The 26,988-nt window shown below is 70.8% G+C and carries 31 protein-coding genes and 1 pseudogene; 4 read left to right on the forward strand and 28 right to left on the reverse strand.

Features of this window, described 5'->3' with window-relative positions; translation table 11 throughout:
- Window positions 1-232: 232 nt before the first annotated feature.
- The 28 genes from WH07_RS41100 to WH07_RS13780 form a co-directional block, all read right to left on the reverse strand.
- A complete protein-coding gene (locus WH07_RS41100) occupies window positions 233-646 on the reverse strand; it encodes a hypothetical protein (protein WP_232788864.1) in 414 nt (137 codons plus the stop codon).
- A 58-nt stretch (window positions 647-704) separates the two neighbouring features.
- Complete coding sequence (locus WH07_RS13645) at window positions 705-1,070, reverse strand: hypothetical protein (RefSeq protein WP_046499995.1); 366 nt, start codon at window positions 1,068-1,070, stop codon at window positions 705-707.
- A 151-nt stretch (window positions 1,071-1,221) separates the two neighbouring features.
- Window positions 1,222-1,368 (reverse strand): hypothetical protein, encoded by a 147-nt coding sequence (locus WH07_RS39720; RefSeq protein WP_157877336.1) that lies wholly within the window; start codon window positions 1,366-1,368, stop codon window positions 1,222-1,224.
- The gene (locus tag WH07_RS13650) at window positions 1,361-1,798 is read right to left on the reverse strand and encodes an ASCH domain-containing protein (protein WP_046499998.1); all 438 of its coding nucleotides are present in this window, start codon (window positions 1,796-1,798) and stop codon (window positions 1,361-1,363) included. Before WH07_RS13650 ends, WH07_RS39720 begins: the two co-directional genes overlap by 8 nt.
- Entirely contained in the window at window positions 1,795-2,472 is a 678-nt protein-coding gene (locus tag WH07_RS13655) for a GGDEF domain-containing protein (RefSeq protein ID WP_046500000.1), read from the reverse strand. The genes WH07_RS13650 and WH07_RS13655 overlap by 4 nt, the downstream gene beginning before the upstream one ends.
- 114 nt (window positions 2,473-2,586) lie before the next feature.
- A complete protein-coding gene (locus WH07_RS13660; protein ID WP_046500002.1) occupies window positions 2,587-2,820 on the reverse strand; it encodes a hypothetical protein in 234 nt (77 codons plus the stop codon).
- Between the two features lie 88 nt (window positions 2,821-2,908).
- Entirely contained in the window at window positions 2,909-3,691 is a 783-nt protein-coding gene (locus WH07_RS13665; protein ID WP_052744361.1) for a hypothetical protein, read from the reverse strand.
- 105 nt (window positions 3,692-3,796) lie between these two features.
- Window positions 3,797-4,141 (reverse strand): hypothetical protein, encoded by a 345-nt coding sequence (locus WH07_RS13670; RefSeq protein ID WP_046500004.1) that lies wholly within the window; start codon window positions 4,139-4,141, stop codon window positions 3,797-3,799.
- A gap of 172 nt (window positions 4,142-4,313) precedes the next feature.
- Window positions 4,314-5,294 carry an ATP-binding protein gene (locus WH07_RS13675; protein ID WP_046500005.1) on the reverse strand — a complete coding sequence of 327 codons (981 nt, stop codon included), beginning with the start codon at window positions 5,292-5,294 and terminating at the stop codon, window positions 4,314-4,316.
- Window positions 5,291-5,638 carry a hypothetical protein gene (locus WH07_RS13680; protein WP_046500009.1) on the reverse strand — a complete coding sequence of 116 codons (348 nt, stop codon included), beginning with the start codon at window positions 5,636-5,638 and terminating at the stop codon, window positions 5,291-5,293. The genes WH07_RS13675 and WH07_RS13680 overlap by 4 nt, the downstream gene beginning before the upstream one ends.
- Window positions 5,635-6,141 (reverse strand): hypothetical protein, encoded by a 507-nt coding sequence (locus WH07_RS13685; RefSeq protein ID WP_046500012.1) that lies wholly within the window; start codon window positions 6,139-6,141, stop codon window positions 5,635-5,637. Before WH07_RS13685 ends, WH07_RS13680 begins: the two co-directional genes overlap by 4 nt.
- A gap of 113 nt (window positions 6,142-6,254) precedes the next feature.
- Window positions 6,255-6,551, reverse strand: coding sequence for a hypothetical protein (locus WH07_RS13690; RefSeq protein WP_052744362.1), 297 nt, complete (start codon window positions 6,549-6,551; stop codon window positions 6,255-6,257).
- 44 nt (window positions 6,552-6,595) lie between these two features.
- Window positions 6,596-6,775, reverse strand: coding sequence for a hypothetical protein (locus tag WH07_RS13695; protein WP_046500014.1), 180 nt, complete (start codon window positions 6,773-6,775; stop codon window positions 6,596-6,598).
- Between the two features lie 19 nt (window positions 6,776-6,794).
- The gene (locus WH07_RS13700; RefSeq protein WP_046500017.1) at window positions 6,795-7,250 is read right to left on the reverse strand and encodes an RRQRL motif-containing zinc-binding protein; all 456 of its coding nucleotides are present in this window, start codon (window positions 7,248-7,250) and stop codon (window positions 6,795-6,797) included.
- 237 nt (window positions 7,251-7,487) lie between these two features.
- Window positions 7,488-7,931, reverse strand: a complete 444-nt coding sequence (locus WH07_RS13705) for an NUDIX domain-containing protein (RefSeq protein WP_046500019.1) — start codon at window positions 7,929-7,931, stop codon at window positions 7,488-7,490.
- A 100-nt stretch (window positions 7,932-8,031) separates the two neighbouring features.
- Window positions 8,032-8,244 carry a hypothetical protein gene (locus WH07_RS13710; RefSeq protein WP_046500021.1) on the reverse strand — a complete coding sequence of 71 codons (213 nt, stop codon included), beginning with the start codon at window positions 8,242-8,244 and terminating at the stop codon, window positions 8,032-8,034.
- A 142-nt stretch (window positions 8,245-8,386) separates the two neighbouring features.
- Window positions 8,387-8,926 carry a DUF6197 family protein gene (locus WH07_RS38805; RefSeq protein ID WP_046500023.1) on the reverse strand — a complete coding sequence of 180 codons (540 nt, stop codon included), beginning with the start codon at window positions 8,924-8,926 and terminating at the stop codon, window positions 8,387-8,389.
- 231 nt (window positions 8,927-9,157) lie between these two features.
- On the reverse strand, window positions 9,158-11,491 hold the full coding sequence (locus WH07_RS13720) for a hypothetical protein (RefSeq protein WP_046500024.1): 2,334 nt from the start codon (window positions 11,489-11,491) through the stop codon (window positions 9,158-9,160).
- A 99-nt stretch (window positions 11,492-11,590) separates the two neighbouring features.
- On the reverse strand, window positions 11,591-11,971 hold the full coding sequence (locus WH07_RS13725; protein WP_046500026.1) for a hypothetical protein: 381 nt from the start codon (window positions 11,969-11,971) through the stop codon (window positions 11,591-11,593).
- A gap of 21 nt (window positions 11,972-11,992) precedes the next feature.
- Window positions 11,993-13,696, reverse strand: a complete 1,704-nt coding sequence (locus WH07_RS41105; protein WP_232788866.1) for a hypothetical protein — start codon at window positions 13,694-13,696, stop codon at window positions 11,993-11,995.
- A 238-nt stretch (window positions 13,697-13,934) separates the two neighbouring features.
- Window positions 13,935-14,525, reverse strand: a complete 591-nt coding sequence (locus WH07_RS13740; protein ID WP_046500057.1) for a hypothetical protein — start codon at window positions 14,523-14,525, stop codon at window positions 13,935-13,937.
- Between the two features lie 46 nt (window positions 14,526-14,571).
- Complete coding sequence (locus WH07_RS13745) at window positions 14,572-15,087, reverse strand: DUF6197 family protein (RefSeq protein WP_232788867.1); 516 nt, start codon at window positions 15,085-15,087, stop codon at window positions 14,572-14,574.
- 273 nt (window positions 15,088-15,360) lie between these two features.
- Window positions 15,361-17,520: a DUF2637 domain-containing protein gene (locus WH07_RS13750; RefSeq protein WP_046500028.1), complete on the reverse strand. Its 2,160-nt coding sequence runs from the start codon at window positions 17,518-17,520 to the stop codon at window positions 15,361-15,363.
- 486 nt (window positions 17,521-18,006) lie between these two features.
- Entirely contained in the window at window positions 18,007-18,531 is a 525-nt protein-coding gene (locus WH07_RS13755) for a hypothetical protein (RefSeq protein WP_046500030.1), read from the reverse strand.
- Between the two features lie 117 nt (window positions 18,532-18,648).
- Window positions 18,649-18,864 (reverse strand): hypothetical protein, encoded by a 216-nt coding sequence (locus tag WH07_RS39725; RefSeq protein ID WP_046500032.1) that lies wholly within the window; start codon window positions 18,862-18,864, stop codon window positions 18,649-18,651.
- A 908-nt stretch (window positions 18,865-19,772) separates the two neighbouring features.
- A complete protein-coding gene (locus WH07_RS13770; RefSeq protein WP_046500061.1) occupies window positions 19,773-20,027 on the reverse strand; it encodes a WhiB family transcriptional regulator in 255 nt (84 codons plus the stop codon).
- A gap of 248 nt (window positions 20,028-20,275) precedes the next feature.
- Window positions 20,276-20,923: a hypothetical protein gene (locus tag WH07_RS40340; RefSeq protein WP_046500036.1), complete on the reverse strand. Its 648-nt coding sequence runs from the start codon at window positions 20,921-20,923 to the stop codon at window positions 20,276-20,278.
- A gap of 137 nt (window positions 20,924-21,060) precedes the next feature.
- The gene (locus tag WH07_RS13780; RefSeq protein WP_046500038.1) at window positions 21,061-21,885 is read right to left on the reverse strand and encodes a hypothetical protein; all 825 of its coding nucleotides are present in this window, start codon (window positions 21,883-21,885) and stop codon (window positions 21,061-21,063) included.
- A gap of 341 nt (window positions 21,886-22,226) precedes the next feature.
- Between WH07_RS13780 and WH07_RS13785 the strand changes: the two genes are divergently transcribed.
- The 4 genes and pseudogenes from WH07_RS13785 to WH07_RS13800 form a co-directional block, all read left to right on the forward strand.
- A complete protein-coding gene (locus tag WH07_RS13785; protein ID WP_046500040.1) occupies window positions 22,227-22,985 on the forward strand; it encodes a GntR family transcriptional regulator in 759 nt (252 codons plus the stop codon).
- Window positions 22,982-23,692 (forward strand): ATP-binding protein, encoded by a 711-nt coding sequence (locus WH07_RS13790; RefSeq protein ID WP_046500042.1) that lies wholly within the window; start codon window positions 22,982-22,984, stop codon window positions 23,690-23,692. The genes WH07_RS13785 and WH07_RS13790 overlap by 4 nt, the downstream gene beginning before the upstream one ends.
- A gap of 141 nt (window positions 23,693-23,833) precedes the next feature.
- Window positions 23,834-25,165, forward strand: a complete 1,332-nt coding sequence (locus WH07_RS13795; protein WP_232788868.1) for a tetratricopeptide repeat protein — start codon at window positions 23,834-23,836, stop codon at window positions 25,163-25,165.
- Window positions 25,166-26,214: 1,049 nt separating this feature from the next.
- Window positions 26,215-26,988 (forward strand): annotated as a pseudogene (locus WH07_RS13800) (hypothetical protein); the annotation flags it as partial.

Raw genomic sequence — 26,988 nt, forward strand, 5'->3', positions numbered from 1 at the left:
GGGGGCCGGGCGGGGAGGCTGCGTGCGGCGTAGCTGACGGCGGCGGCCAGGTCCGGGTGGTCGATGCGGAGTTTCACGGTGTGTCCTCGTCTGCCGCTGGGCGGCGTCGGTGGTGGTGGTTGGGTGGCAGCCGGGGCGGCCGGGCTCATAGCCGGCGGCCGCCCCGGGCCGGACATGGATGTAGCGGCCCGCCGGTTGGGGCGGGCCGCTACATGGTTGAAGGCTCGGTGGTTCAGGCGGTGGGCTTCATACGGAGTTCGGCGAGCGCGATGCCGACCGTGGCGCAGGAGCCGGAGCAGAACGTGCGGGGCGGGACCTCGGATCCCTGGACGTGGACGCGGACCCAGCCGTGGCGCTGGACGGTACGCCCGGCGCATTCCTGCCCGCACCCGTCGGTCGGGCAGTCGCCGGGCGGAAGGATCGGGCGCCCGGGCTGCGACCCGGTGCCGCTGTGTACGAACTGGCCGCCAAACCACTGCTTCTGCTTTTCGCTGCGCCCGGTGACCGGCTTGTTCTTGCGCTGGTGCTCCCGCACCGCAGCGAGGCAGCCGCACTCTTCGGTCGCCTTGATCTGCCGGTAGGTGTGCTGTCGGTAGCCGCGCATCGAGCCGTGCTCGATTCCGGCCTCTTGTCCGATGACGCTCACCGTGTCCTGCCTTCCATGTCGTTGGTGTGCGGATGGGTGGTGCTCGTGGTGTCGCTGGTCACGAGGTGGGCTCGCCGTCGCGCGCCCAGAACCACTGGTCAAGCTCGTAGGTCTTCAGGGCGCAGACCGGGATCCGGTGCCGCTGCCCGTGCCCGTCTTCGACCGTCAGCTGGTCGGTGTCCCGCCGGATGACGAGCAGCAGGCCCGGAGCGGGGTCGGTGGTCCCGGGGCGCAGGGCCCATGCCTGGCCGGGGTCGGCCAGCAGGAACGGGTCGCCCGCCAGGACGCCTTCGCAGACGAGCCGGTAGGCGACCGACTCCGCGAGCAGGTCCTGGGTGATGAGGTCGCCGACCAGGCTGTTGATGAACTGGGCGGCGTGCACGGGGCCTATGAGGCGGTCCAGGGGGAGTACAGAGGGCTGCATGGTGAAGGGCTCCTTGAACATGCGAAAGTGAAGGAGCCCCGGGGGGCGTCCGACTGGCGGCATGGCCAGCGACGGAGCGGACCATCCCCGGGGCGTTGCCGCGCCCGGAGCCGCCCCGGTCGTACGGGGGCGGTTGTCACTCGGGCCGGGGTCAGGCGTGGTCGCAGGCGCTGCACAGGACGCAGGGGCGGTCCTGCCAGCGGTCGAAGTGCTGGTTGTCGCGCCAGTCCAGGAGGCCGCCGGGGGCCGGGATCAGGCCCGGCTCCCACAGCGGCTTCTTGCGGCGTCCGTCACGCACGCAGGTCGGGCAGTTGGAGGAGGACCTGGTCCAGGACGCTCTGCGGCGGCCGCCAAGGTCCAAGGGCGCCGATGCAGGGAAGAGGCAGGGTCAGCGCCTGGACCTCGGCAAGGACAAGGTGGTGAGCGTCGCGCTGCGCCCACGGGCTGCACGGCCCGTCGGCGCTGTCGTGGCAGTCGGGGTGGCAGTCGGCCAGCCGGGCGACGGCGATGACCGCGCCGGTCTCCAGGTCGTGTCCGCGGATCGCGGTGGCGACCAGCGGGTCATGCAGCGCGGGCCGGTCGACCGCCTTGGCCGTGTGGATCAGCAAGAGGCCCCGCCAGGTCCAGTGCTTGCTGCGGTTTTCCACGCGCTTGGTGCCGTGCGCGATGGCCGTGGCCCAGGGCTGGCGGATGGTGATGGCCCGTACGGTCTCGGGGGTCAGGCTCACGCTGCGCTCCTGATGGCGTGGGTGCTGGTGCCGGGGCGTCCGGCGCGTCGGCCGTTGACGCTGGGGGCGGCGGGATCGCCGGGGCGGGCCTGGACGGGGATCCCGGTGTGCTTGCCCGCGTACATCGCCGTGTCAGCGGCCCTCAGGAGTGCCGAGAGGTCCGCGGTGCCGGTCACGTGGGCGGTGGCGGCGCCGACGGATACACCGACGGGCACCTGCTCGCCCTCGATGGCGACGGGCAGAGCGAGGAGGCGTCCGAGCTGCTCGATCCGCAGGTCGTGGTGGCGGGGGCTGATCCGGGTGGCGATGGCGAACTCGTCACCCCCGAGCCTGCCGACGACGCCGCGCGGGCCTGCCCAGTCGATGAGCCGGGCCGTCACCACGGTGAGAGCGGCGTCGCCGGCCGCGTGCCCGAGCTGGTCGTTGAGCCGCTTGAAATGATCGAGGTCCGCGATTAGGACGACGGTGTCGTCGTGGCGGGCGACCAGGCGCCGGGCGCGCGCCGTGAACGCGTCCCGCCGCCAGGCCCCGGTGAGCGGGTCGCGGTGCGAGGCGGCCAAGCGACGGTGGAGGGTCACGGCGTGGACGGTCCAGCCAGCTAGCGGCAGTGCGGCCGTGGTGACCAGGAGGGCGCGATGCCCGGAACGGACCTGTGTACGCGCGGGGGAGGTCATACTGGGGGTTCCTCTCTACGGGGAAGTCCGGCACCGCCAACCAGCCCGGTAAGCGAAGTGGTGGTGCCGGGCACTTGTGTGTGCGGGGCTGCGCAGGGCCCCAGGGCCGTCCGCTCAGTGCTGGACGACGTTGGGGCGGGCGTCAGACTGCGTGAGGGCGGTCTGGCCCAGGTCGTTACCGAAGCGGTCGGTCATCATGCGGCGGAGTTTGTCGAGCTGGCCCGCGAAGACCGCGCGCTCGCACGGGAGCATGCTGCTGACGAGACGCTGGGCTTCCTGGTCGTCGTCGCTGAGGACCGCGTACAGCGCGGCGGTCTCGCTGAAGGCGTTGATGGGCGGCATCTGCATGACGTACTCGTCTCCTTGGGTGCAGGGCTGAGGGGCCACCGCAACCGTCCCGGCCCTGGCGGTGCGGGCGGGACGGCACGGAAACCCGTCAGACTGCGGCAGAAGCCGGGATGTCGAGTCCGGCACCGAGCAGCAGGCCGCGGACCGACTGCTCGTACTCGCCCGTGCGGATCCGGTCGTACATGAGCTGACCGGCGACCAGGCAGCGGGCCCGCAGCTGGATCCTGGCAACGGCGTAGGGTTCGGCGCCGGCATCGGTCGCGGCCTGCGCGGCGGCGTCCCCGGCGAGCTGGCCGGCCGTGGCGAAGCCGGCCGAACGGCGGGAGTACCGCGCCCGCCAGTGCGCCCAGTCGGTCAGCGCGCGGGTGTCGTCCACCCGCTCCTCCCACTTGGCGTAGGTGCGGCGCGTGCCCTCGGGGTCGGCGGCCCATTCTTCGGCCCACTGCCGGGTGAGGTCGGGCAGCTGGGCGAGAGCGGCCAGGGTCTGCGCGCCGCGGTGCCCGAAGGCACGCCACGCCTCGGTCTCCTCCACGACGCGGATCTGGTGGGACATCAGCCAGTACGGGGCGAAGTCGCTGCCCCAGTTGCCGGTCTCACCGAGCGGCTCCACGACGAACAGCCTCACCGGCCAGCCGTCCTCGATGCGCTCCAGAATCTCGCCGGGCCGGGTGTACATGTGGAAGTAGCTGAATGGCTTGTCCGTGTACCACTTCTGGCCGGGGCTGGGGTGGTCGACGGTCTCACCGATGTGGTCGGCGAGGTTGACGGTCGGGATGGTCTCGCCTTGGGCGCTGTAGTACCACCCGTGGGTGGTGGGCGGGACGGTGCCGTCAGGCCGGGTCGCCATGTAGTGGATCTTCTGCTTCTTCACGTGAGTGCCCTTCGGGGTGTTGGTGCTGGGATTGGGCCCGCTGCCCGGTCCTGTGTGCCGCCCCACCCCAGCCCCGGGGCTGGGGTGGGGCGGCACACAGGACCGTCAGACGGCCTGGGACGAGGAAGCGAGGAGGTCGGCGGCGCTCAGGGCGTCCCGCAGGTGGGTCCGCGCCCAGACGAGGAGCCCGGTCCGGTCTCCCCGATGGCTGGTCAGCGCGTCGGTGAGGTACGTGACCGCATGGTCCAGTTCCTCGCTGGCGTCCCTCCGGTTGCTGATGCCGGACGTGGCGAGGTCATCACGGACGCGCTCGACCAGGTCGATGAACGCGTTCGGGGTGGTCTCCTGCGGCGGTTCGTCTTCGATGAGAGCGGCGAGGTCCGCGGTGAAGCAGTCGTGGAGAGCGGTGAAGGTGTGGGGCGCGGCGGAGGTGTCGGTCTGGGTGGCCATGCGGGGCCTCCTGTCAGTAGTCGAGCCGGATCGTGATGGGGGTGCGAGGGTTACCGGCGCTGGTGTGGACGGTGCTGCGGTGGGCGGCGAGGCCGGCGCCCCCGCCCTGGATGGGCAGGTGGCAGTCCGGGCAGCCGCGGAACCAGTCGTCGCCGTCCGGGAGCGGCGCGGCTCATACGCGGACCGCGTCCCTGTACTGCTGCTCCAGGTCGGCGCGGCCCTCGGGGTCGTCCTCCTGGTCCTCGTCCTCGGACGGGCCGTGGACGGTGCAGTACACGTCCGGGTCGTTCCTCAGCTCGCCGGTCAGGGCGCGCAGGAGATCGGTCACGTTGTAGACCGGCGCCCACGCCTGGCCCTCGCATTCGTCGTCGGCCGGGCAGCCCACCAGGACCTCGAAGCCGACGTCGCCCGCCCCGTCGACGTCGTTGCGCTGAGCGAGGACGGTGCGGTCCGCTCCGAGCCGGATCTCCGCGACGCGGTCGCCGTCGGCGAGCTGCGAGGCATCGCGCCAGCGCCACATCGGCAGGATCTCGGGGCCGAAGGTGCGGCGGACCAGGAGCAGGTCGCCCAGGCCCTCGCCGCCGTCCCAGCCGAGGTCCGCGCGCCGGGCGTCGCTGACGCGTTGCAGCAGCGCCTCCAAGCGGTGGATGTTCTCCGCGATGACGACGTGGTCGAAGCCCTCGCCGGGCAGGCCGGGCCACGCGGCGACCATGGCGGCGTGCTGGGCGAGGACGACCGGCTCGGGCACGCGCCGGTTCGCGGGCCGGCCTTCCTGGCGTTCGACGCACACGGAGGCCGGGGTGGGGATGACCAGCGCGACCGTGGGCACGCCGTGGCGGCGGGCGGTCGCGATCAGGTTGGCGCGCACGGCGGCCACGGTGTTCGTGGCGTCGACGACCGTCATTTTCCGGCGGGCGAGGCGGGCCTCCAGGACGGCCTGGAGCGCGAACACCGCGTCGTCGGTCGCCTCCTGGCAGCCCGCGTCATCGCTGACCAGGGCCCTGAACCTGTCGAGTTCGAGGACCTGCGTGGCGGGCCAGGTGCTGGCCCACGTCGACTTGCCCGAACCGGCCGCGCCGATCAGGCAGACCAGCGAGTCGTCCGGGATCGTCGTGTCGACGGGCAGCGCGTTTTCCAGGCGGAAGGTCTTCATGCGGTTTCTCCCTGCGGGTCAAGAGCACGGGTGGCGTAGTAGGTCTGGAGGCCGGCGTTCTCGGTGATGAGCGCGGCGGCTTCGTACAGCGGGCACGACATCTCGCCGTCGTGATCCGGCTCGATCCGTCCGGCGGCCTGCGCGGCGACGGTGAGCAGCTGCGCGAGAGAGCCGAAGACGCCGTCCTGGTGGTGGTCCTCGTGGTGGAACTCGCGTAGGACCTCCGCGAGCTCGCGGGCGTCGATCTCGCCGCGCAGTTCGTCCCCGATCTGCTGGAGGGCGAGCTGGATGATCCCGGCGGAGGCGCGGACGCGGTCGATGCGGTTGCGGGGCTGGCCGGTCACCGGGTGGTGGCCTTGCTGGTGGCAATAAGGGCGGCGGCGGTCTCCCAGCCGTGGTGCCAGGAGCTGTCGAGGTGGAAGGCGCCGTTCATGCCGAAGTCGGCCAGGCGGTAGAAGTTGGTCTTGCCGGTCTTGTCGGCGAGCTTCTCCAGGACGCCGTGGCCGGGCACCCGGCGGTCCGCGATGTAGTGCGTGCCGAAGGACAGGGCGAGGGCGGCCGCGGCGGCGCCGGGGTGGACCCGGATGCCCAGCGCGCGGGCCCCGAGTCCGGCGATGATCGCCTGGGTGGCCGTGTAGGTGAGGCAGTGGTGCAGGCATGCCTTGCGGCCGTCGGCGGTGCCGTGGGTGGTCTTCTCGTTGGTGGCCGGGTCCTCGTAGGTGACCGGGACGTCGTCGGAGGCGCCCTTCACGCGGGCGCAGAAGTCGTTCTGTACCCAGAAGTCGCCGATCGCGCTGGCAGCGCGGGTCAGTCCGAGCAGGGCGGCGAAAACGGCAGGACGGTGCATGCTGGAGGTCTCCTGATCTCGATGAGGGTGAGGGAGCGGGGTGGCCGGCCCTTTGCCGATGCGCGGCCACCCGGCGGTCCCGACCCCGGCCACACCGGCCGGGGTCGGGTCGTTCAGAACGGGGCGTCGTCCGGCCAGGCCGGGAGGGGCAGGAGCCGGACGCGCAGCTCGCGCCGGTTCATCCAGCAGCCGCGCGCCTCCATCTCCGGGATCGCGCCGCCGACCCACCAGCCGCCCGCGCCCCGGCAGTCGGGGCAGGAGCGGCGAGGCTGAGGCTTCAGCTCGATGCGGTGCCGGTCGGCGTAGAGCTTGAGGTGGCTGGCCCTGAGCACGGCGGTGGCCGTCGCCGCGGTGCGCGGGACGGCGGCGGCGAGCAGCAGGACGGCGCGCAGGCGGCGGGTGGTGGTCACGTCAGCGGGATCGCGCGGCAGGCGGCGGCGTGGTCGTTCGCCTTCTAGTCCTCCTCCGGGAACCGCGAGGTGTCCTTGCAGCAGTGGCACCTCCACCGGTTCTTGAGGTGCTCACCGAGGCCGATGACGTCGACGAACGATCCGCTGAGCGTGACGAACCGGATCTGGAGGTTCTTGGGCCGCTCGGGCTCAGTGAAGGCGGAAGCGCGGACAGCGGTGCTCATGGGCGGTGGTCCTCTCGGATCAGGCAGCAAGCAGGTGCTTTGCCGGGGGAGCGATGTAGGTGGAGGGATCGGCCGGGGTGCCGTCGTGGCATTCCAGGCAGCTCCCGAGCGTCTTGAGCGGGAGGCAGAAGTAGTAGCGCCGCCGGCACTGGGGGCAGGTCTGGCGGGCGGCCATCGCCCGGTCCAAGGAGTGCTCCTGGGCGAGCGTCGGGGTCCGCTTGGGCCGAGCGAGGTCCACGTTGTAGAGCCAGGCCCGGGTGGGATGGATGCATGCCTGGTCGGGCAGGAAGGTGCACGCCTTGCAGCGCAGGACCGCTACCGGGCCGTGCCCGCCGGGGCTCAATCCCTCCTCCCGTAACTGCCTCCGGGTGACCAGGCCTTCGGGACAAGCGCGCCGGTCGAACTCCGGCAGCATCGCGTCGCTGCGCGGCACCCGCTTCACCTCGCGGCGGCGCTTCTTCCTCGGGCGCGGCATCACCTGCTCCAGGCGCCGGGGAGCCGGGCGGGACGCTGCGGGCGGGGCCGGCCGATCCGGCGGCGCGGTCGGGGGATGAGCACGAGTGGTCTCCTCCAGTCGTCGGTGGACAGCGCTGCGCCCCGCCGACGTGGTGCGGTGTCGGCGGGGCGCAGCGGGTGGTGCGTGCGGCCAGGCAGCCTGTCCGGTCCTCGCCCGGCCCCGGGGCGCGGGACGGGGCGAGGACCGGGCAGGGCGTCAGGTCTCGGTGCGGGCGAATCCGGCGGTGAGCAGCTGCTGCCGTGCGGCATGGACGATCGCGCCGTGGTCGAACGCGAGGGTTCCGGGAGCGTTCAGCGGCGTCCACTTCACGGCGGTCGCGTCGTCGCCGGCCTGGGCGGTGGTGTCCGCAGGAACGGTGACGGCGTAGGCGGCGCTCACGTACCGGCCGCGCGGGTCCCGGGCGGGGTGGTCGTAGACGCCGACCAGGTGCAGGTCCTCCTCGCGGACGCGGACGCCTGTCTCCTCCAGGAGCTCGCGGGCGGCGGCGGCGCGGGAGGTTTCGCCCGGGTCGACGTGCCCGCCGGGAAGGGCGAGTTGGCCCTGGTGCGGCGGCCAGCCGCGCTCGATCAGGAGGACGTGGTCACCGCGCAGGCAGACGACATCGGCGGTATACCGGATGGTCTCGATGATCTCGGTCATCAGGGTTTTTCCCTTCTGAAAGACGATGGCAGGCCAGGGGGTTGTTCCGGCGCTCTGCCCGCCCCCTGGCCCGTGGGGCGCGGGGGCGGGCAGGCAGGCGTCAGTGCTGCCGGACCTGGTGGTCGTCCGCAGGGTCGGCATCGGGGGTGACCTGGCCGACGGAGCCCATCACGATGCCGATGCCGCCGGACTGGCCGCTGATGGTGATCCCGCCAGCCTGTACGACGTTGCAGTTGGTGATCCCGTCGGCCTGTACGACGGGACCGTTGATGGTGCCGCCGCTGACCTCGTTGGATGTGGAATGGGTAGCCATGGTGTCCTTTCTGGACGTCGGACGTGGCGGCCGGTCGGCCTGTCCGGCCCTCGCACACCGCGCCGGGGTGTGCGAGGACCAGGCGGAGCGACCGGAGGTCAGCGCCGGAGCTGGCGGACGTTGCCGGCAGGCGGACCGGATGTCAGATGCCGCAGGTGTGGGCCCGGTCGGCTGCCTGCCGGAGCAGGCGCAGGGGCACGCGGGCATCGGCGTGGGCGTCGTTGAACGCCGGTACGGACTCCACCGACGGGCCGAAGCGGCGTCGGATGGTGTCCAGGAGCAGGTCCAGGGCGTCGGACTCCAGGGAGTCTGTGGGTGCTTCCTTGTGGATGGCGCCGTAGAGGCAGACCGCGCCGGTTTCGTCGGTGGTGCCGCCGGCGCACCAGCCGCTCGTCTCCATGCGTCCGGCGGCCCGCTGGAGCAGCGCGGCGACGGGCGTGGGGTACGGGCGGAGTTGTTCAGGGTGTGGGGGAGCGGTCACCGGGACGCGGACGACGTCGGGCAGGTCGAGGTGGTCGAGGGGGATGTGCGCGGAGTTCACGTCGACGGTCAGTGCGGCTGTCTCCAGACGGATCGTCATGGCCGCCTCGACAGCGGCCATCCGCGTTTCCAGATCGATGTGTGCCGACGGCTCGGTCTGGGCTGTGGTCGTCGGCGTGCGGGTGAGGCCGGGGGCTGTCACGGGAAACTCCTGACTGATGCGGAGCGCGCCTTCCCGCCGCCGGATACGGCGGGAAGGCGCGCTGGTCTGCGGGAGCGGGCCGGTCGGCGGCGGCTCGGTTATCCGAGGCTGCTGATCCATCCGGCGATGTTGCTGATGCCGCTGTTGATGGCGGGGGCGATGCCGGTGGAGGCGAGGGTGAACTGGCCGTAGGCGTCGCCGATGAGGTCTCAGGCGGCCTCTTCGATGCGGTCAGGCCGCTTCGCCGCTGGCCTTGTCCGGTCGGCCGCCCAGGGCCACCTTCGAGGCTTTCCCTTCCTTGATCCGGTGGATCTCGCCTTTCTTCTCCAGCTTGTTCAGCACGTTCGCGAAGGTGGACTCGGCCACCCCGCAGGCGGCCTGCAGCTGGCCCCGCTCCACGTAGTCGATGTCGTCGGGGTCGATCTCGTCGCCCTGGTCGACCATGTCCACGTACATGGGGTCGGACTCGTCACGGAGGGCGGCCAGTACCTTCTCCTCCGACGTGAGTTCCTTGGCCTTCGGGAGGTCGACGCCGGCGAACGACATCCCCGCCTCGCCGGTCCCGCCTTCGTCGTCCTTCTCCTCGAAGCCGGGGATGGGAGTCTGGGCCAGCTCCTCCATGTACGCCTGGTCGCCCCACCAGGGGACGTCGACCGGGGCCATGATGTTCTCCGGCCTGATGTGCGCGGTGGCGTCCTCGAGGGTGTCGATCCGCATCATGCCGGCGCGCCCGCCCGGTGCCGCGACGTAACCCAGGCCGAAGGTGCGGCGCGGGTCCGACTCCGCCATGGTCGGGTCGTACACCAGCGCGTCGTCCTCTTCCACCCATACCGGCGGGATCAGAGAGGGGTCCAGCCCGTCGAAGCCGGGGGGCAGGTCGCCCAGGTTCACCTGGTCGCTGTCGGTGCGCAGGATGATCCAGGTCCCGCCGGCCAGGAGGTTGGCGCGGATTGCCTGCTCTCCGCCCAGCTGGTCCAGGTTCACGGTCTGGTTGATCAGGACCCAGGGCATGCCCATGGAGCGGGTCAGCGAGGCGCCGTCCTTGACGATCTTGATGGCCTCCTTGCGGTTCTGTGCTCCCGGGGCCAGCATCTGGGCGGCCTCATCCAGGATCGTGGCGCAGTACGGCCGCATCGCGGACGGCTCGAAGTTCTTCAGTTCCAGGCGGGCGGCCTCTTCGATCCGGTGCTGGAGGACCCACCAGGACAGCCGCATGGCGCCCAGGGCGCCGTACTGCGTCAGGCCGCTGTAGGCGGCCATCTTCGGGATCGCGGGGTTGCTGGCGCCCTTGGGGTCGCCGTAGATCTGGGCCATCTTGTTGGCGTGGTACGCCAGGCTGATCATCTGGCCAGTGCCTCCCTTGCCGGAGCCGGTGGTACCGGCGATCACGACGTGGAGGGCGCCCAGCTTAGGGTCGAACAGCTGGAGTTTCGCGGGGAAGCCGGAGACGATCTTCCCGATGTTGACCCAGCCGCCCGGGGTGGCCTTCAGGGAGTCCAGGCCCTGGAATTCGTGGCCGGCCTCCAGCGGGTTGTGGTCCATGATGCGGATGATCGCGCGCCTGGGGTCGCGCCGTCCCGGCTCGTAGGAGACGAGGTCGATGGAGCGGCGCAGCGCTCCGGCCAGCTCCCCGAGGTTCACGACGCGGGGGAGTGCGTCCAGGTCGTCGTCGGCCACGACGCGTGCCACCTGGCCGCCAGTGTTCTCGTCCTCGCCGACCTCCTCCAGGTGGGTCTTGGGCAGGACCCGCGCCTGGACTCGCTTCCAGGCGCCCTGGAGGGTGGAGGGGTCCAGCTCCGCGCGCTGGGTGTACCAGACGGTGATGAGCGCCTCCCCGGAGTGCGCGCCGTACTTCATGGTGATGTCGTCGACCGAGCGGCCGAAGAGGCTGGAGACGGCTTCCTTCGACACGTTCACGGAGTCGCCCAGGGCTGCGGTGATCCGTCCCTCCCAGCGGTCCGCGTAGATCACGACGTCGGAGAGGACCTGGTTGCGGTGGCGTCCCGTCTTCGGGTCGCTGATCACGCGCCCCCAGGCCGCGATCATCTTGTCGGCCAGGGACACCGGGCCGGGGTCGCCGGTATTGACCGGGCCGGTCTGCGCCGTCGGCTGCGCCTGCTCCACCTCGATCTTCTGCCGGCCGAAGACGCGGCGCAGGCGCCAGCCGGTGAAGACGACCGCGGCCCACCAGCCCAGCGACAGGATCCCGGGAACGGTGGCCGGCTCGAAGACGCCGGCCATCAGCGCTTCGGACGCCTCGGCTCCGCCCAGCTGGCCCAGGGCCAGGCCCATACCGGTGGTGATCGTGGAGATCCCCATGGTGTCGCGGTGCGCCCGCGCGATGTCGATCCCGGGGAGCCGGTTCGCCCAGGGGCCCAGGCGGTTCATGTAGTTGGCACCGGCGAACGTCGCACCGGCCAGGAAGCCGGCCCCCACGTAGGCCGCCGCGTTCGGGTCCAGGTAGGGGGCCAGGATGCCCACCCCGACGGGGAGGGCGATCTGGAGCGCCGCGGCGGCGCGCTCCGCCGGCTCCGCGTTCGGCACGGTCTTGGTGATGGTGGACATCGGGGGGTACTCCTGTCTGGATCCTGGGTGATCCGCAAGGGCGCGGCCGGCCCGGAGGGATGCGATCCCCGGGCCGGCCGCGCCGGTGGTGTGGTGGTGCTATTCCTGCTCGAACCAGTCGCGGCTGACCTTCTCCAGGTCCGTCACGTCGGAGCGGTCGAAGGCTTCCTGGAACCCGGCGTGGGTGGTGCGGGCCTGGTCGCCGGCCGCCTTCGCGGCCTTCGCGGTGTCGGACGTCTTCGACGCGTAGGTGATCGCGCCCTCCGACACTCCGCGGATGGTTTTCGCCAGCTCCTGGCACTCCGCCAGGGAGTCGCGGTCCACGCTCTTGGCTCCCAGCGCGTCTGCGTCGGAGGCGGTGTCGTCGGCCAGTTCCTTGATGTTGTCCGCGGCCTTCTTGACGCCCTCCGCGTTGCGGGCCAGGGCCTTTTCCTTGTCCTGGGTCTTTCGGACGAGGACCTTGTACGTCAGCTCCGCCATGATCGGGACTCCCCTCCGGTCCTACGCGGCGGGCGCGTAGGAGCCCTTGTCGTTGTAGAAGCGGAGTTCGGCCGGCTTCGTCTCGTCGCTGTCCACCACGGCCTTGTACAGCGGCGCGTACCTGGTCCCGATGTTGGTCAGGACGACCTTGCACATTTCCGCCGCCCGCTTCGCGCGCTTGTGGAGTTCGGCGGCCTCCGCCGCCTGGGCCTTCGCCGCGTCGGCCAGCTTCGTCAGCTTCGCGGCCAGCTTCTCCCCGCCTTCGACGGCCCTCGCCTGTGCGGCCAGCTCCTGGCAGTCCTTCGCCTCGCCCTCCGCCGCGGCCTCGAGCGACTTGCACGCATCGGCCACCTTGATCAGGTGGTTCTCCTTGGCCTCCAGCTTGCGTTCGTACTGCTTGAAGTTGCGGAGCTCCTTCCGGCTGATCGACCCACGGGCACCCTCCGTTCCCAGGGTCAGCGTGTTCGCGTCGATCTCCTTGACCAGGAGGGGCTTCACGTCCATGCTCACTCCGTCGTCTCCTTCGTCCGGCGGGGCGATGACGATCGTCTGGCCGCTGGGCCCCGTAACCGTCGTCTCCTGCTGCTTCGGGGTCTGCTGCCGTGTCTTGTGCTGAGCGTGCGCCTTGTCCAGCCGCGCGTGCTCCTTGCCGTTCTCCGCTTTCTTGTCCTGATATCCGTCCTTCGTGCCCTTCGCGTACGCCTTCACGTGGTCGACCGCGTTCCGGACCGCGGAGCCGTCACCGTGACCCGTCTCCCTCGAACGCTGGAGCGGGGGCCGGTTGTCGGTCCCGTTCGAGCTGTGGCCGGCCGCGCCGTTCTTCCCGGCGCCGCCGTTCTCGCCGGACCCGCCGCTCGAACCGGATCCGCCGCCGCTCCCGGAGGAGCCGCCCGGACCCTGACCGCTGCCACCTCCCTTCTTCAGGTCGGCCTCCGTGCCCTTGCCCTTGTCGGGCTTGTCCTTCGAGTTGCCGGAATTACCGCCGGACGAGCCGCCCGACGTCGATCCGCCGCCGCTGCCGGAGGTACCAGCCTTTCCGTCCTTGCCAGCCTTTCCGCCAGATCCCGCGTTCCCCGAGGAGCCGTCCTTCCCCTTGCTCCCGGAGTCCTTCGCCCCCTTGGTGCCGGTGTCCTTCGGCGAACCTCCGCCACCGTTTCCACTGGTGCCGCGCCCGCCACCGGATCCGCCGCTCCCATTCGAGCCGGACGAGCCGCGCCCGCCGCCTCCGGTGGCGCCGCCGCTTCCGCCGCGTCCGGTACCCGTGGAGCCGTTCCCGGTGGAATTCTTTCCCGAATTCCCACCACTATTTCCTGCGGAATTACGGCCCCCTCCACCGGCCCCTCCAGAGCCGTTTCGGGTCGGAAGCCCGGGCGACTTCATGACCGTGGTGCTCCGGGTCTCTTTCACCTGGTGCGCACTGGCCCTGGCTTTCTCCAGATCCAGCCGTTTGTTCGCTGTCCCGCCGCCCTTCGCCCAGCGGGTCGCACCGGCCCGGATCAGCGTTTTGACCACACCCTCCTTGTACCGGGTACCGGCCGCGTCGGATCCGGCCCCGGTCAGGTCCTCCGGGGCCTTGAACGACTCGCTGGTGACGCCCGGGGAAGAGCGGTCCACCACCCCGTCGGGGTCCGCCTTCGCGGCCGGATCGTTACCGGCCGGCCTGGCACCGGCACCGGTCGCGGTGACCGGCCGGGCCGGTTCCACCGCAGCCATCAGGGCGGCCATGATGCCGGTGTCGGCCGGTGCCGGCGCGGTGCTGGCGGCCGGCGCAGCGGGCGGATCGGGGGGTCCCGCGGGAACCGGGGACGCCGTATCGGTCGCCATCATTTCCTCACTCTCAGTGATAGCCGGTGGTTCCTTACTCCTCACCTCCCAGCGGAGAGCAGCCGATCAGCCGACCCATGGGGTCCCGATTACGGCACTCTCCGCCAGGAGGGAGGGAGTAATTGATCACCGTGCGTGACTACGCGTCGGCCTTCCTGCCCTTGCGTGCGAACACCGCGAGGGCCAGACCACCACCGGCGACAAGACCCAGCAAAGTGGCGGAGTTGACCCCGCCGCCCCCCGCACCACCGGTATCCCGGGCCCCGCCGGCGACCGCCATCCCGGACCCGTCGGCGGTCTCGTACTGCTGCTTGCAGTCCGCCACGACCTCGCCCCTGGACGGCGATCCGTACCCCTTGCCGACCAGGCCGGAGGAGTCCTTCACGCACTTGTCGACAGCCGCCTGGATCTTGGCGGCGGAGGCGGTCGCGGCCTTCACGTCTGCGGCTGCCATATCGTTCCGGATCTTCATTTCCTCCAGTTCCAGCTTCTTCATCTGGACCTGAAGGGCCGCGGCTTCCTTCTCCTCCTTCGCCACGGCAGCCGAATGCACCTGGAACCAGATGGTTCCACCGCCGATAAGCGCCACCCCGGCCACCGCGATGGCGACCTTTCCACGGCGAGTCATCCCGGCCGTCTTGTACGTTGCGACCGGAGTTCCGTACGGCCCCTCGTCGGCGTACGGGGAAGCATCCGGCTCGCTATTTCCGAAGGCTTTTCCAGCCGCCATTCCGGCCTGAATTCCTTCGAACACCCTCTCTTCTTCCGGCGTCATTTCATTCTCCGTTCTTGCGTGCCAGATCGGAAGCCGCGGAGATCGTGGCCTCCACACCTCGGAAGGTGTTGTGGGAAAGGTCGTTCCACTCCCAGAACCGCATGTTCACGCCCTGGCGGGCCAACTGGTTCTGAAGGTAATTAGCGGCCTTTCCCCGGTCGGTCGTGGTCACGTGCCCGGTGGATTCCAGAAAGGTCTGGGCACCCCTGATGCACATGCGTCCGGTGGGGGAGAAATCGAAGGACTGGCACCAGCCGTAGCGGGTCAGGACTTCGATCACCTGGACCAGGTGGTATGAGGGCTTCAAGGGGCGCGGCTCCTGCCAAAGCCCCAGGTCAGCCATCGCGGACCGGATCCCTCTGGGGATCATGCGCTGGCCCCGGGTCGGGGGGTCGGGCGCCCAGATCTCCAGGGCCGGCGGGATCACCGCGGGGGGTGCCAGCGCGGGCATCGGGTGAGCCGTCGTACGGGTGAAGCCCCCAGATGACGGGGTCGGCCCGGTCGCTGTGGGTGCCATGCTGCGCTCCTTCCTTGCATACATCGGGGGGATCTCCTTCTCGGGGCGGGGAGGGATTCGTGGTCCGTGTCCCCGTACCGCGCATGCGGGCCAGGGTCGTGCGCGGTACGGGCTGCCCGCCCGCGCCCGGTTCGGCGCGGGCGAGCGGCCTGCCGACCGTGGCCGTCACCGGTCCGCGCTCACGCTCGGGAGCATGGGCGCGGGCCGGTGGCGACCATGAGCGGCAGGAGGTGTGCCAGGGGGTGAGCGCGTCGGCGCTCACCGGGCGCTCGCCTACGCGCCCGGGGCGGCCTCTTCGACCTGAGCGCGCAGGCGCTGCGCGGTCGGGCGGGAGACCGGCTTGTCGGACAGGCCCGCGTCGGTGAGCGCGTCGCGGATCTCCGTCCACTCGGGGCGGCGTCCGAGCTCGGCGTAGAGGAGACGGATACGGGCGTGGCGGCGCTCGGTCAGCGCGTCACTCTCGCTGCGCGTGAGCGCACCTTCCGCTCGCTGAGCGTCCGTCTCCTCCGTGACGCGCTCGCCCCGGTGAGCGCCGGAGGTGAGCGCCGGGCGCTCACGCTCGCCACGCGTCGTGCCCGAAGTGAGCGCGCTCGCGTCGGGGTGAGCGTGCCCGGTTTCCTCCACGCGCTCGATCGTGTGAGCGCGCTCGGGTGTGTCGGGGGTGAGCGTGTCGGCGAGCGCGGCAGGTGCGGTGTTGAGCTTGAGCGCCATCCGCTGCCCGAGCGGGGCCTTGCTCCGCCACCGCCAGCCGTACTCCTCCTTGAGCTGCGCTCGCAGGTAGGTCTGCTCCTGGAGGCGGGTGAGCGCCTCCTGGTAGGAGGTGATCTCCCACAGGATCATCCGGCGGCGAAGCCGGGCGGTGGGGATCGGGGCGAGGAGCCAGCGGGAGCGGCGCACCGTCTCCATCCGCACCTTGCCGGTGACCGCGCCGATCCGTGTCGCGTACACGTGGGAGGCGATCTCGGAGAAGATCACCCACAGCAGCGTGAGGGCGGCGTGCCCGAGACGGCCGGCGGCCGTCTCCGAGGCGGTCCAGTTCAGATAGACCGTCACCGCCGTCAGCGCCCGGGGCACCCAGCGGATCCAGCGCAGTTCCATGCCCATCCGGATCAGGACCAGGCTGGCGCCGGTGAAGGCGGGAATGGCGACGTCGATGCCGACGGGCAGCAGCCACGGCCACTCCCAGCCCCACCCGGCCGCCTTGGTCTCCAGCGCGGTGTAGGAGGAGAGCAGTCCGAGGGTGGAAACGGTCGCGGCGGCGATGACGATCGCGACCACGCCGACCAGCTCCTGCCCGGACAGCGGCGGCACCCCGCCGGCAGGCCGGGCGTCCGCACGGGCCTTGCGCCGCTTGGTGCGGGAGTCGGTCCGGATCTCCCGGCGCCGGGCCCGCTGCACGGTGCGCTGCGTCGCCGCATCGAGGACCCGTTCGGCCTCAGCCAGAGCCTGCGCGGCGGCGGCCTGGTCGGCCGCGGCCTTGGCCGCCGCCTCCCGCGCCGTCGTCGCGTCCGTTTCCGCCTGCTCGCGCAGCCGGGTGACGTCCTTGCCGGTGGCGGCCCGCAGCTCCTCGGCAGAGGTACGGGCGTCGGCCAGGGCGCGTTCGGCGTCCTGACGAAGACCGGCCGCGGCCTTCTCGGCTCCGGCCCGCACCTGGGCGGCCTGGCCGTCCGCGCTCTCGCGCATCCGGTCGGCCTCGCCCCGCGCCCGCTCCCTGAGCTGGTCGGCGTCGGTGGCGGCGCGGCTGCGGGTCTCCGCCGCGAGGCGCTCCGCCGCCGCGAGCAGCTGGGTGCGCTTGGTCTCCGCGTCGGCGAGCAGCTGCGCGGCCTGCGCCTGTACCTCGTCGGCCCGCGCGGCCGCCGTGGTGGCGGCCTCCTGCGCCTGGCGGCGGGCGTCAGCGAGCAGCTGCTCGGCAGCCGCCTTGGCGTCGGCCAGGACCTGGTCGGCCTCGCCGGCCGCCGTCACCGTGACGGTGCCGGCCTCCGCGTGCGCGTCGGCGAGCAGCTGCTTGGCCGTCGCGTCGGCGCCGGCCAGGACCTGGTCGGCGCCGGCGGTCGCGGCGGTCACGGCCTCCGTGCGGACCCGGTCGGCGTCGGCCTGCGCGTCGGCGAGGACGCGGGCCTGCTCGGTGGTGGCTGCCTCGATGATCGAGGCGGCCTCCGAGCGGGCTCCGTCCAGGAGTTCGGCGGCGCGGGTCTCGCTGTCGGCGAGGATGCGCGCGGCGTCGTCGGCGGCCAGGTCCCGGAGGTCGGCCGCGCGATCCGCGGCGTCGGCGACGACCGGGTCGGACTCCGGGTGCACCAGTGGCGCGGTGTCCTCGGGGGAGGCGGCCTGGGCGGGGACGGAGGCCGGCGGTGCCGACGCCCGCCCGTTGCGGGACTTCGCTGCCGCCGCAGGAGGCTGGCGCCTGCGGCGGGTGGCGGTCTTGGGGGCCACGGGGTGTCTCCTCTCTTATGTTCCGGCGCCTCCGTGGAAGAGGGCACCGCGGGTCGGTGTCGGTCGGTAAGGTCGACCAGGCCCTCCGGTCCCCGGCACCGCTTATGCCGGGGACCGGAGGGCTGTCGTATGAAGTGCCGTCCGGGCGTACCCGGCCAGGGGCATGCGAAAGACCGGCCATCCGCAGCGCGGGCGGCCGACCGGGGAAAGTGCTGGAGGGCGGGCGAGAAACTGCCCGGGGCTCCCGTCAGGCGGACTCAGCCGTGGTCCGGCCAGCGCGAAACCGGGCCGAACAGCACCCGCAGCGCGACGAAGACCAGCAGAGGCGGGAACAGCAGCAATAAGACGATCAGCACGTAGGGCACGGCGTCCCCTTCCAGGGGTGGTTCTGGCCGGGGAATGTCCGACTCCCCGTCACCGCCCGTACCGGCCGCGAAGTTCGGCGGCCGGTACGGGCAGATCCGGTCACGACCGCAGGGCCGGTTCTCAGCTGCGGTCCGCGGTGACGGGTCCGTAGCGGCGGGCGTACGCGGCGGCGGCGCAGAGCATCGCCCGCACCTCGCTGAGAGCGCGCCCGGGGGCTTCCTCCCACACGTCGTGCAACGCGTGCGGGGCGCCCGACGCTGCGGCGATCAGATGGTCAAGGATCCGCTGGAGGACGTAGCGGGTGTCGTCGCTGGGCTGCGTCGCGACCAGCGCGGCCCGCAGATTCCGCCGGGGCAGGTACAGCGGCACCCGCAGCTCGTCGACGCCGTGCTCGGCCATGTACAGCGCCGTACGCTCCGCCCGCGTTGCGCGGGGGTGCCAGGCGTACGAGGCCGCCAGATACCGGTCCGCCGCGTCCGCGTGCCCGGCGATGTCCTCACCGGTCAGGTCCGCACCGCTGGCCCCCCACCACAGCCGGTCGGCGTAACGCTCCACCAGGCGCTGCCGGCAGCGCTCCAGCAAGGTGTTCTGCTCGGCAAGGAATGTCTCAACGGCCGCCGCGAACTCGGCTCCCGTGCTGTCCATATCAATCTCCATCTCTGCTGTTCAGTGATCCGGGCTGTCCGGCTCCCCTGCGACTCGGGCCCTCCCGGTGAGATCCGGGAGGGCCCGAGCAGGCAGCCGACAGAACGGGGCTGGAGATCAGGTGCGGTCCTGCTTCTGGAAGCGCACTTTGAACGGGGCGCCAAACGTGCAGGCCTGGTCGCCCTGGCAGGCGGTGCAGGCGCCCAGGTGCGTGGTCCACACCTCGAGGGCAGCGATGTCGGCGAGAACTTCGTAGCTGTCAATGTCGGCGGGCATCCAGTCGGCCGGATCGCCGCGGCGGCTACGGAACTGAACGGGGGTGGGTGTCGGCACGGTGTCCTCCGGACACGGGATGAGGACGCCGCCGGGCGACGATGCCCGGCGGCGGGTGGATCTCTCGTACGGAATGGCCCGCCTCCCACGCCCGGGCCGCTGCCCTCGCAGCAGCCACGAGCAGTCGATGAGCGAAGGGATGACTGGAGCCGAGCCGGGCGACCGCCCGTACCGCGCGGTGCTGCACGGTACGGGCGAGCCGTATCTGCGGGGTCGAGATAGGAAACTCCTGCTTAGCGCCTGAGGTGAGCGGAAATCGCAGACGCGGCGGCGCCGGCCGCCGCGGACGCCTGACGGGCCGCCTCAGCCGCCCGCTGCGCTGCGGCGAGATCCTCAGCCGCCTTACGCCGCGCCGCTTCCATCTGAGCGGCAGCTTCCTGTCGCGCCTGATCAGTCATCAGTGGTTCCCCCTCGCGGAACCGGCTCCCACACGGAACGCCGCGCCATCGGCGGCGCGGACCGTAGCCGCAGGGACGGGGATGGTGAGAACCTGCGGGCCGGGCTGGTGCACCGCAGCGGCAGTCAGTCCGGCCTGGTACCAGGCACCGCACTGACCGCAGACGTACTGGTCGCCGTCGCGGCCCATCGTGCTTCCGCAGCACGTCGGCGCGTCGCTGGCATAGATGTGGTCGCGGAGTGTCTTGCCCGGGTCCCGCTTGGGCAGCGGCTCCCGGTCCGGGTCCGGGTCGTTGGCGAGCCCGGTCGGGAAGGGGTATGAGGCCGGTAAGACCGTGACGGCCCGTCGGGGCCGTGGGATCATCAGGGTTCGCACAGGGGTTGCCTTCCATGGGGTCCTGTGTGGTGGCCTGGGGAGGCACCCCCAGGCCGTCTGGTGTCCTGCGGACACCCCGCGGTCGCCGGACCCCGCCCAAGGGCAGAGTCCGGCGGCCACGGCGCATGCAGGGCAATCAGGCTGTTGAGCGGGCACGGCCGCGGGCGGCGCGGCGCTTCAGTGAGCGTCGCTCGCTCTCGGACAGGCCGCCCCAGACGCCGTCGTTCTGCCCGGCCTCCAGAGCCCACTGGAGGCACTGCTCCATGACCGGGCAGCGGCGGCACACGGCCTTGGCCTCCTCAATCTGCAGGAGCGCCGGGCCGACGTTGCCGATAGGGAAGAACAGCTCGGGGTCCTCTTCGCGGCAGACCGCGTTGTGACGCCAGTCCACGGCGGTCACTTCCCCGCGCGGACGCGGCGCAGGGCCTCTTCGACGTCCGGAACAGGCACGTCGGGGGCGTCTTCGGTCTGTGCGATGCTGTGCTGCATCAGGGCCTCCATCTAGGTCCTGGACAGCTCCGGGGGCCTCATCCCTGGGGCTGTCGCATTTCACTCCCCAATTGGGGAGTCGGCGGCCGGTGATTCCGGCGCCCGTCACCGGCGCCGCACACGAGGCGCGGTTCCGGCAAGAGGCGTCGCTCAGGCGGCGGACAGCAACGTGGCAGCGCGCGGGGCGGCCTCGGCCGTGCCGGGGACGCTGAGAACTGCACGGATCCTGTCGATCGTGGCGGGCGCCGTGCAGGGTCCGTAGTCGAGGATGTAGGCGAAATGGCCGTCAGCATCACAACCGCGGCAGACCCGGTCGTTGTTGCCGTTCCGCACGTCGTCCGAGCGGAACCAGTGGCCGCGCTTCGTCACCGTGACAGTGATCTGGTCGATGACCGCGTCGGTGCGCAGGCCGGCCGCGTCACGGCGGGCGGTGTACCAAGCGTCGACACCGCCCCGGGTCCCGTCGATGCGTTCCATGACGACAGGCCGCTCAGCGGCCTCCATCGCGGTGACCGGCATGTTGTCGCTCTCCCAGACCGGCGTACCGTACGGCAGCAGCCCGGCCGTGGTCTCGGGCCGGTCCCGCTGCCGCTCGGTCTCCTCCTCGATCAACGACGCGGCCGTCTCGCACAGCTCCTCCCACCCGGGGAGGCGGTGCTGCTGCGCGGCCCACAGCCACACCCCCTGGGTGATGTCGTCGACCTCAACGTCCAGGCCGCTGGTAGCAAGGCGGTCGGCAGCGTGCGCGGTGAGGTCATCGGTGTAGCGGGTGTAGAGGTCGGCCAGGGTGGCAGGCATGGGGAACTCCTCAGATAAACGGGGAAGTAGTGGCTGATCAGATGTGCCGTACGTTCGAGCCACGAGCAGCCACGGCCCCGCCCGCCCCCTTGATGCGGGGGCGGGCGGGGCCGTGGTCGATCGTCTCGGTATGCGGGTCAGGTGGCTGACGTGACCGGAGTCGTCCGCCCGTACTGCCCGTACTGCTTGGCCAGTTCGGCCTGGCGCCGGTCGTGCGCCTCCACGTCCTGCGGTGCCAGCGGGAGCTGGGGACCGCGGAACTCGGAGACCGAGCCGGAGATACGCTCCGCGCAGCGGTTGTTCGCCGTCTCAACCGCCTCGCCGCCGTGCTTGGCCCACTGCCGCTGACGCCCGGCTGGCCACTGCTCTGCCAACTTCCGCGCGATGTGGCGCTCCTGGCGCTCCTGCTTCTCGCGAGCCTCGCGGCGGGCGGGCTCCTGATGGAGCGCGAGGACGTAGCGGCGGCCCAGGATGCCGCCGTCCGTGCAGTGCTGACCGCCGACGCACCGCGTGCAGCCCTTGCGGTGGGCGAGATAGGACTGGCGGGCCGTCTCCAGCGTGATCTCCGCCTTGATCCGGGAGACCGGAGCGGCCGGGGCCGGGAGCGGCTTGTAGAACTGGCGCGCCGCGCGCCGGTTCTCCTGCGGCATCGCGTCACGCAGCAGCCGGTTCTGCTCGGACTGCCAGCGCCGGACGTCGATGTCGATAACCACGAGCTGGTCGCTGCCGGGGCAGGTGACATGCTTCTCACCCTCCGCGACCTTGTCAGAGACGCGGTGCTCACGGATCTTGAGGACCTTGTCGCCCATGATCCGGCGCCAGGTCCGGCAGTCGGGACAAGCGATCGACTTCGTCTCGCCAGGTCGGACGTTGAAGTCCTCCGGGGCCATGCTGCTGAGCTTGAGCGCCTCACGGCGGTTCGTGTTCTTGGTCCGGACGCGGCCGGGACGAATGCGGGGCATCGAATCCTCCTGACGTGGGAGCGGGTGCGGATGCTGCCTTCTCTGCCGCGCCAGGCCGGCCTTTCGGCAGGTTGGTCCTGGCGGACAGACAGCGCAGCAGCGCCGTTCGAGGTGAATCAGGTGGAGCTATTCGGTACAGGCGCCTAGGCCGGGGGAGCTCGGCTCACCCCACTGCCGCCACCCCCGAAGAGGCGTTGACTCCTGCTGTTTTGCGGTGGTGCTTACTCGGTACTCCCGGAGGACCACCGAGGTCTTACATACATCAGGTTGCATCAGGTAACCTCAAGTGTCAAGCGGTATAGTGAGGCACCCAGAGGGAAAATCGAAGGAGGCGAAGGCACATGTCAGGGACACCCCGAGCCGACAATCGGCCGCCGTACGCGCGCATCGCGGGCCACTACCGCGACCTGATCAGCTCCGGGGAGCTCTCGCCGGGCGACCTCCTGCCCAGCATCAAGACGCTGGCGACCAAATGGGAGGTCAGTACAGCCACTGCGGACCGGGCGATGCGACTGCTGCGCGAAGAAAAGCTCGTGCAGGGCATCCCGGGCGTCGGCACCGAAGTGATGGCACGCCCCGTCTCGCTGTCCTCCGGGGCGGAGCGCCACGACCGCAGCAGCAAGACGCAGTCGTCGTGGGGCGTCGGCGAGAAGTCGTCCGGCCACACCGCCGGCATGGTCGAGTCCCCCGAAGATGTCGCTCGCGTGCTGGGCATTTCGCCTGGTGACGACGTGATTCGCCGCAGCCGTGTCTACCGGGACGGTCATGGCATTGTCTCCCACTCAACATCGTGGATCCCGGCCGAATTCGCCCAGGCCGTGCCAGAGCTGGCCCGAAGCGAGCGACTCAGGGGCGGCCTCTCGCTGGACCTGATCGCTCGGGCCACGGGGCGCCACGTCGTAAAGCGCGTGGATGAAGAGACAGCTCGCATCGCGACCGACCGCGACCTTGAGCTCCTGGAGCTGGAGGCCGACACCGTCGCGGCGATCCTTGTGCTGACCGCGAGCTTCCTGGACGCCGACGGCGAGCTGCTGGAGTACGGCGTGGACCTGGGCGCCCCCGGCCGCACCCGGCGGACCACCTCGGAGGTCCTGCGGTGACCGAGCGGGACGGGCTCCTCCTGGACGACACCCTCGTCAACTGCCTTGAGCGCCGCCTCGGTGTGCTCCTGTACGCGGAGCACACCGACACCCTGACCCTGGAAGGACGATTCGAGATCAACCGCATCTCCGAAGCCCTGGCCGGCCGACCGGGGCCTGCGCCGCGCGCCATCCTGATGACCGGGATGCCGGGCGCCGGCAAGACCACTCTGGCCCGCACCCTTGAGCAGGCCGGAATGGTGCGCCTCTGCCCTGATGAGGAGATGTTTCGCCGCTACGGTCACTACGGCCGCGACTTCCCGCGCGGCCAATTCCGTGTCCGGGAGGCCCCCGTCCTCAAGGACATCGCTCTGGAGCTCCAGGAACTCTTGGCGGCCGGACGGGACGTCGTGGTTGACCACGGATTCTGGACTCCGGAAGAGCGCGGCCAGTGGGCGGCGACCGTCATGGAGGCCGGCGGCGTTCCCGTACTGGTCTACCTTCCGGTTCCGCACGAAGAGCGCTGGGATCGGATCCGGGAGCGCAATGCGAAGTCGCTGGTCGACGCGAACAGCATCGAGTTCAGCGAGGAGGACCTGCTCAGGTTCGCGGGTCGTTTCCACCCACCGACGGATGCTGAGCCGCACATCGTCTACGACGGTGCCCAGGAGCACGTGTTGGCGGAGCTGCGCCGTGCATGTCCTTCCGCGGATGGCGGCCCCCATTGACTCCTACCTCCCACCCGCAGCTCCCGGCATTCAATGACCATGACCGTGCTCAGGTACTGCGGCTACGGAAAGTGACATCAGCCGGTGACATTCGGAATGTCACCACCACTTGTCACCTCCGCGCGATCAAGGGGCCGTGCCATGCTCGGCCGCAGAAGGGCCTGCTTCCGCTCCGCGGGCATCACCCTGTCGGGGCTCAGGCTGCGCCGCTGGACCGTACGGGGAAGGGGATCGGCGATGGCTGACGAGCGTCCTGACTGGGCTCGCCGGATGGTGGAGGAGCGCGCGGCACGCGACTGGTCGCAGACCGACGCGGTCCGCGCGCTGATGGTCCGGCTCCCGGACGACCAGGTCGTGAGCGAACAGGACCTGCTACGCCAGTGGAAGAGGTGGGAGGCGGGCGAGGCCCAGCCGACGAAGTACCGGTCGTGGATCGCTCAGACCTTCGGCACGACCACGGGTGCCTTCTTCCCCGAGCGCGGCCGACGCGACGGCCGCGCAGAGATCTTGCAGGTCAGCGGCATGGACACGGTGGACATCATCGCGCGGCTGCGGGCCTCGGACGTGGACGTCGCGACGCTGGACGCGCTGCGGATCACTGCGGACCGGCTGTGCTGCGAGTACGCTTACATGCCCGCCGACCAGCTGCTCTTGGAGGGCAAGGCGTGGCTCGCCCGCGTCGTCGGCCTCCAGCACCAGCGGGTCAGCCTGGCGCAGCACCGCGAGATCATCGCGCTCGCCGGGCGGTTGTCGCTCCTGGTGGGTTGTGTCGAGTACGACTCCGGCCGCCCCCGCGACGCCGAAGCCACCCGGCAAGCCGCACTGATGCTCGGTCAGGAAGCCGGGGAGTTGAGCGTGCAGGGTTGGGCGCATGAGATGCGGGCGTGGTTCGCGCTGACGCGGGGCGACTATCGCGGCGTCATCGCGGCTGCGGAGGCCGGCATCGCCGTGGCGCCGACCGAGAGCGTCGCCGCGCAGCTGTACGCGCAGAAGGCGAAGGCATGGGCCAGGTTGGGTGACCGGTCGCAGACCGAGGTGGCGCTCGACAAGGGCCGTCAGATCCTGGAACTCCAGCCGTACCCCGAAAATATCGAGAATCATTTCGTCGTCGACCCCGCGAAATACGACTTCTACCGCATGGATGCGCTCCGGAAGTCGGGAGAGAACCGGCTTGCGGAGCAGCTGGCCAACGAAGTCATCCGGGCGGGTACAGATTTCGATGGGACGGAGCGGTCGCCCATGCGGATCGCGGAGGCCCGCGTCACGCTCGGGGTGGTCGCTGCTCGGGAGGGCGACCTGGACACCGCACTCGCCTACGGGGAGCGGGCCCTGACGGGCGAGCGGAAGTCGCTGCCCAGCCTCGCGATGGTGGCCGCCGACCTCGGGCAGGCCCTCCAGATGCACTACGGACACGCCTCCGAGGCCCAGGAGTTCGTCACCCACCTCCGCGAACTTCGAGGCGGTGGCCAGTGACTGAGTTGAAAGAGCGTGTATACGTCATCGGGGCCGCCGGATCTCAGGACCCTCACGAGCACGTGGAGGAGGTCGCCCTCGCCTCGCAGGAGCTGCGGTCTACAGCGTGCGTAATGCGTGAGAACGTCGCCGCAGTGACGACACGTATCCCCCAGGGGCACCCGGAGTATCGCCAGACGGGTAGGGTGACCCCAGACGTTGATCAAAAAGAAAAGTGGCCCCGTCGATCGACCTTGGGCAGGTCGAGAGGGGCCACGTGGCCGAAGGACCTTGTAGGAGGGGTCCTGGGGCCTGCCGAGCACCCTTTCACCAGGAAGGACGGTGCCGACGTGATCAGGGTACCCGTACCCGACACCCGACACACCGCACCCCGCCGTGGGCTCAGCAGCCGCATGTGCTGCTGGTCCTTCGACGGGGTGATTGTGCTGTCCGTACACATCCCGGTCCGCCCCTCTGAGGTTGAGGGGGTCGGGATGATCACGTAGGTCTCGGGGGCGGCGCCCTTTTTGGGTCTTCGTGCCGCCCCGGGTCACTCAGCCGTCAGGTGACGCCAATCACCTGGGCTCAGTGCCCATCTCGTCTCCGGTCCGGCCGCCACAGCCTTCCCGGAGGGGTTGTTCGACCCGGCCTGCCAGCCGGCTTCGAACGGTCCAACTTTCAGGTTCTCCCTAGAACCAAAGCCACCCTCGCGGGAGGCTCCAGGTGTCCTTCCCGCCAGGCGGGAAGGACGGTTTCATTTTGCATGACAGGAGGGCGGGACGCCAGCTTTGGCGTGCCCGTGGACCCCAGTTCCGACCCTACGAACGGCTGTTCAACCGCTCGGTCGTGACTGACGTCACACCATGTGGTACCTCTCTCCGGGCTGCGGCGATCACGCCATCCGGAACTTCATCGTGCTCCGGCGTCACACCGCTGACGTTCTCGACACCTGTAGAAGACGTGCTCCCTTCCCATCACGTCCTTCGCCCTGCCCGCCTTTTTCCGTTCACCCCGGTGTGCTGCGTGAACGGCGGTGTGTCCCTGTGATGTCGAGGGCGACGCTTGTCGCAATGGAGCCGAACCCGGCCGACGACGCTGCGGACAGTTCTGCAGTCCTTTCGTGGCAGCGGGCCGCGCTGCGGTCGGTGCCGGCCTCCGGGAAGCCGGACAGCAAGGGCCCGGAGGACCCGCTGCGTCTTGGTCGTGCGATGCGGCTGCGGTTGCTCGCCGCGGTCCAGGCGCTGCTGGCGGACCCGTCGATCGCCGGGTTGAAGGACGCGCCGAAGCTGGCGGCCGTGGTGCTGTACGCGAAGTCGCGGGCGCCGAAGGGCGACAAGAACGACAACGTGACGTCGATCTGGGTCGCTGAGCTGGGCCGGTGGATGGGCGTGGGGGAGTCCACGGTCAACCGCTGTGTGCTGGCCCCGTTGCGGGAGTCTGACGGGCTGCACACTCAGGTGGTAAGGAACGCAAAGGGGCACCCGACCGGGCTGAGGTGCCTGGTGATGCCGTTGTGGCGGGCCCGCACACACGGCGGGGCCGGGCATCCGCTGGCGCTGAACAAGGCGGAGCTGGCGACGCTGCTGCGCCTCCTGGAGGCGCTGTTCGGGCCGGGTTGGACGCCGGAGGGCAAGGAGCCGACGCCGCCGGGGCTGCTGGCCGGCCGCAGGGGCAAGGGTGCGGCGACCGACCGGCTCGGGCTGCTGCTGATGGTGCTGAGCACTCGCGCCTCGGGCTGGCTGCAGCTGGTCGGCGGCTCGGTGCGCAAGCGTGAGGGGCGGGGGGCGGCGACGCTGGCCCGGCTGCTGGGCTGCTCGCCGGCGGGGGCGCGGAAGGTGCTGGCC

This window comes from Streptomyces odonnellii (genome assembly GCF_000981895.1).
Taxonomy (GTDB): Bacteria; Actinomycetota; Actinomycetes; order Streptomycetales; family Streptomycetaceae; genus Streptomyces; species Streptomyces odonnellii.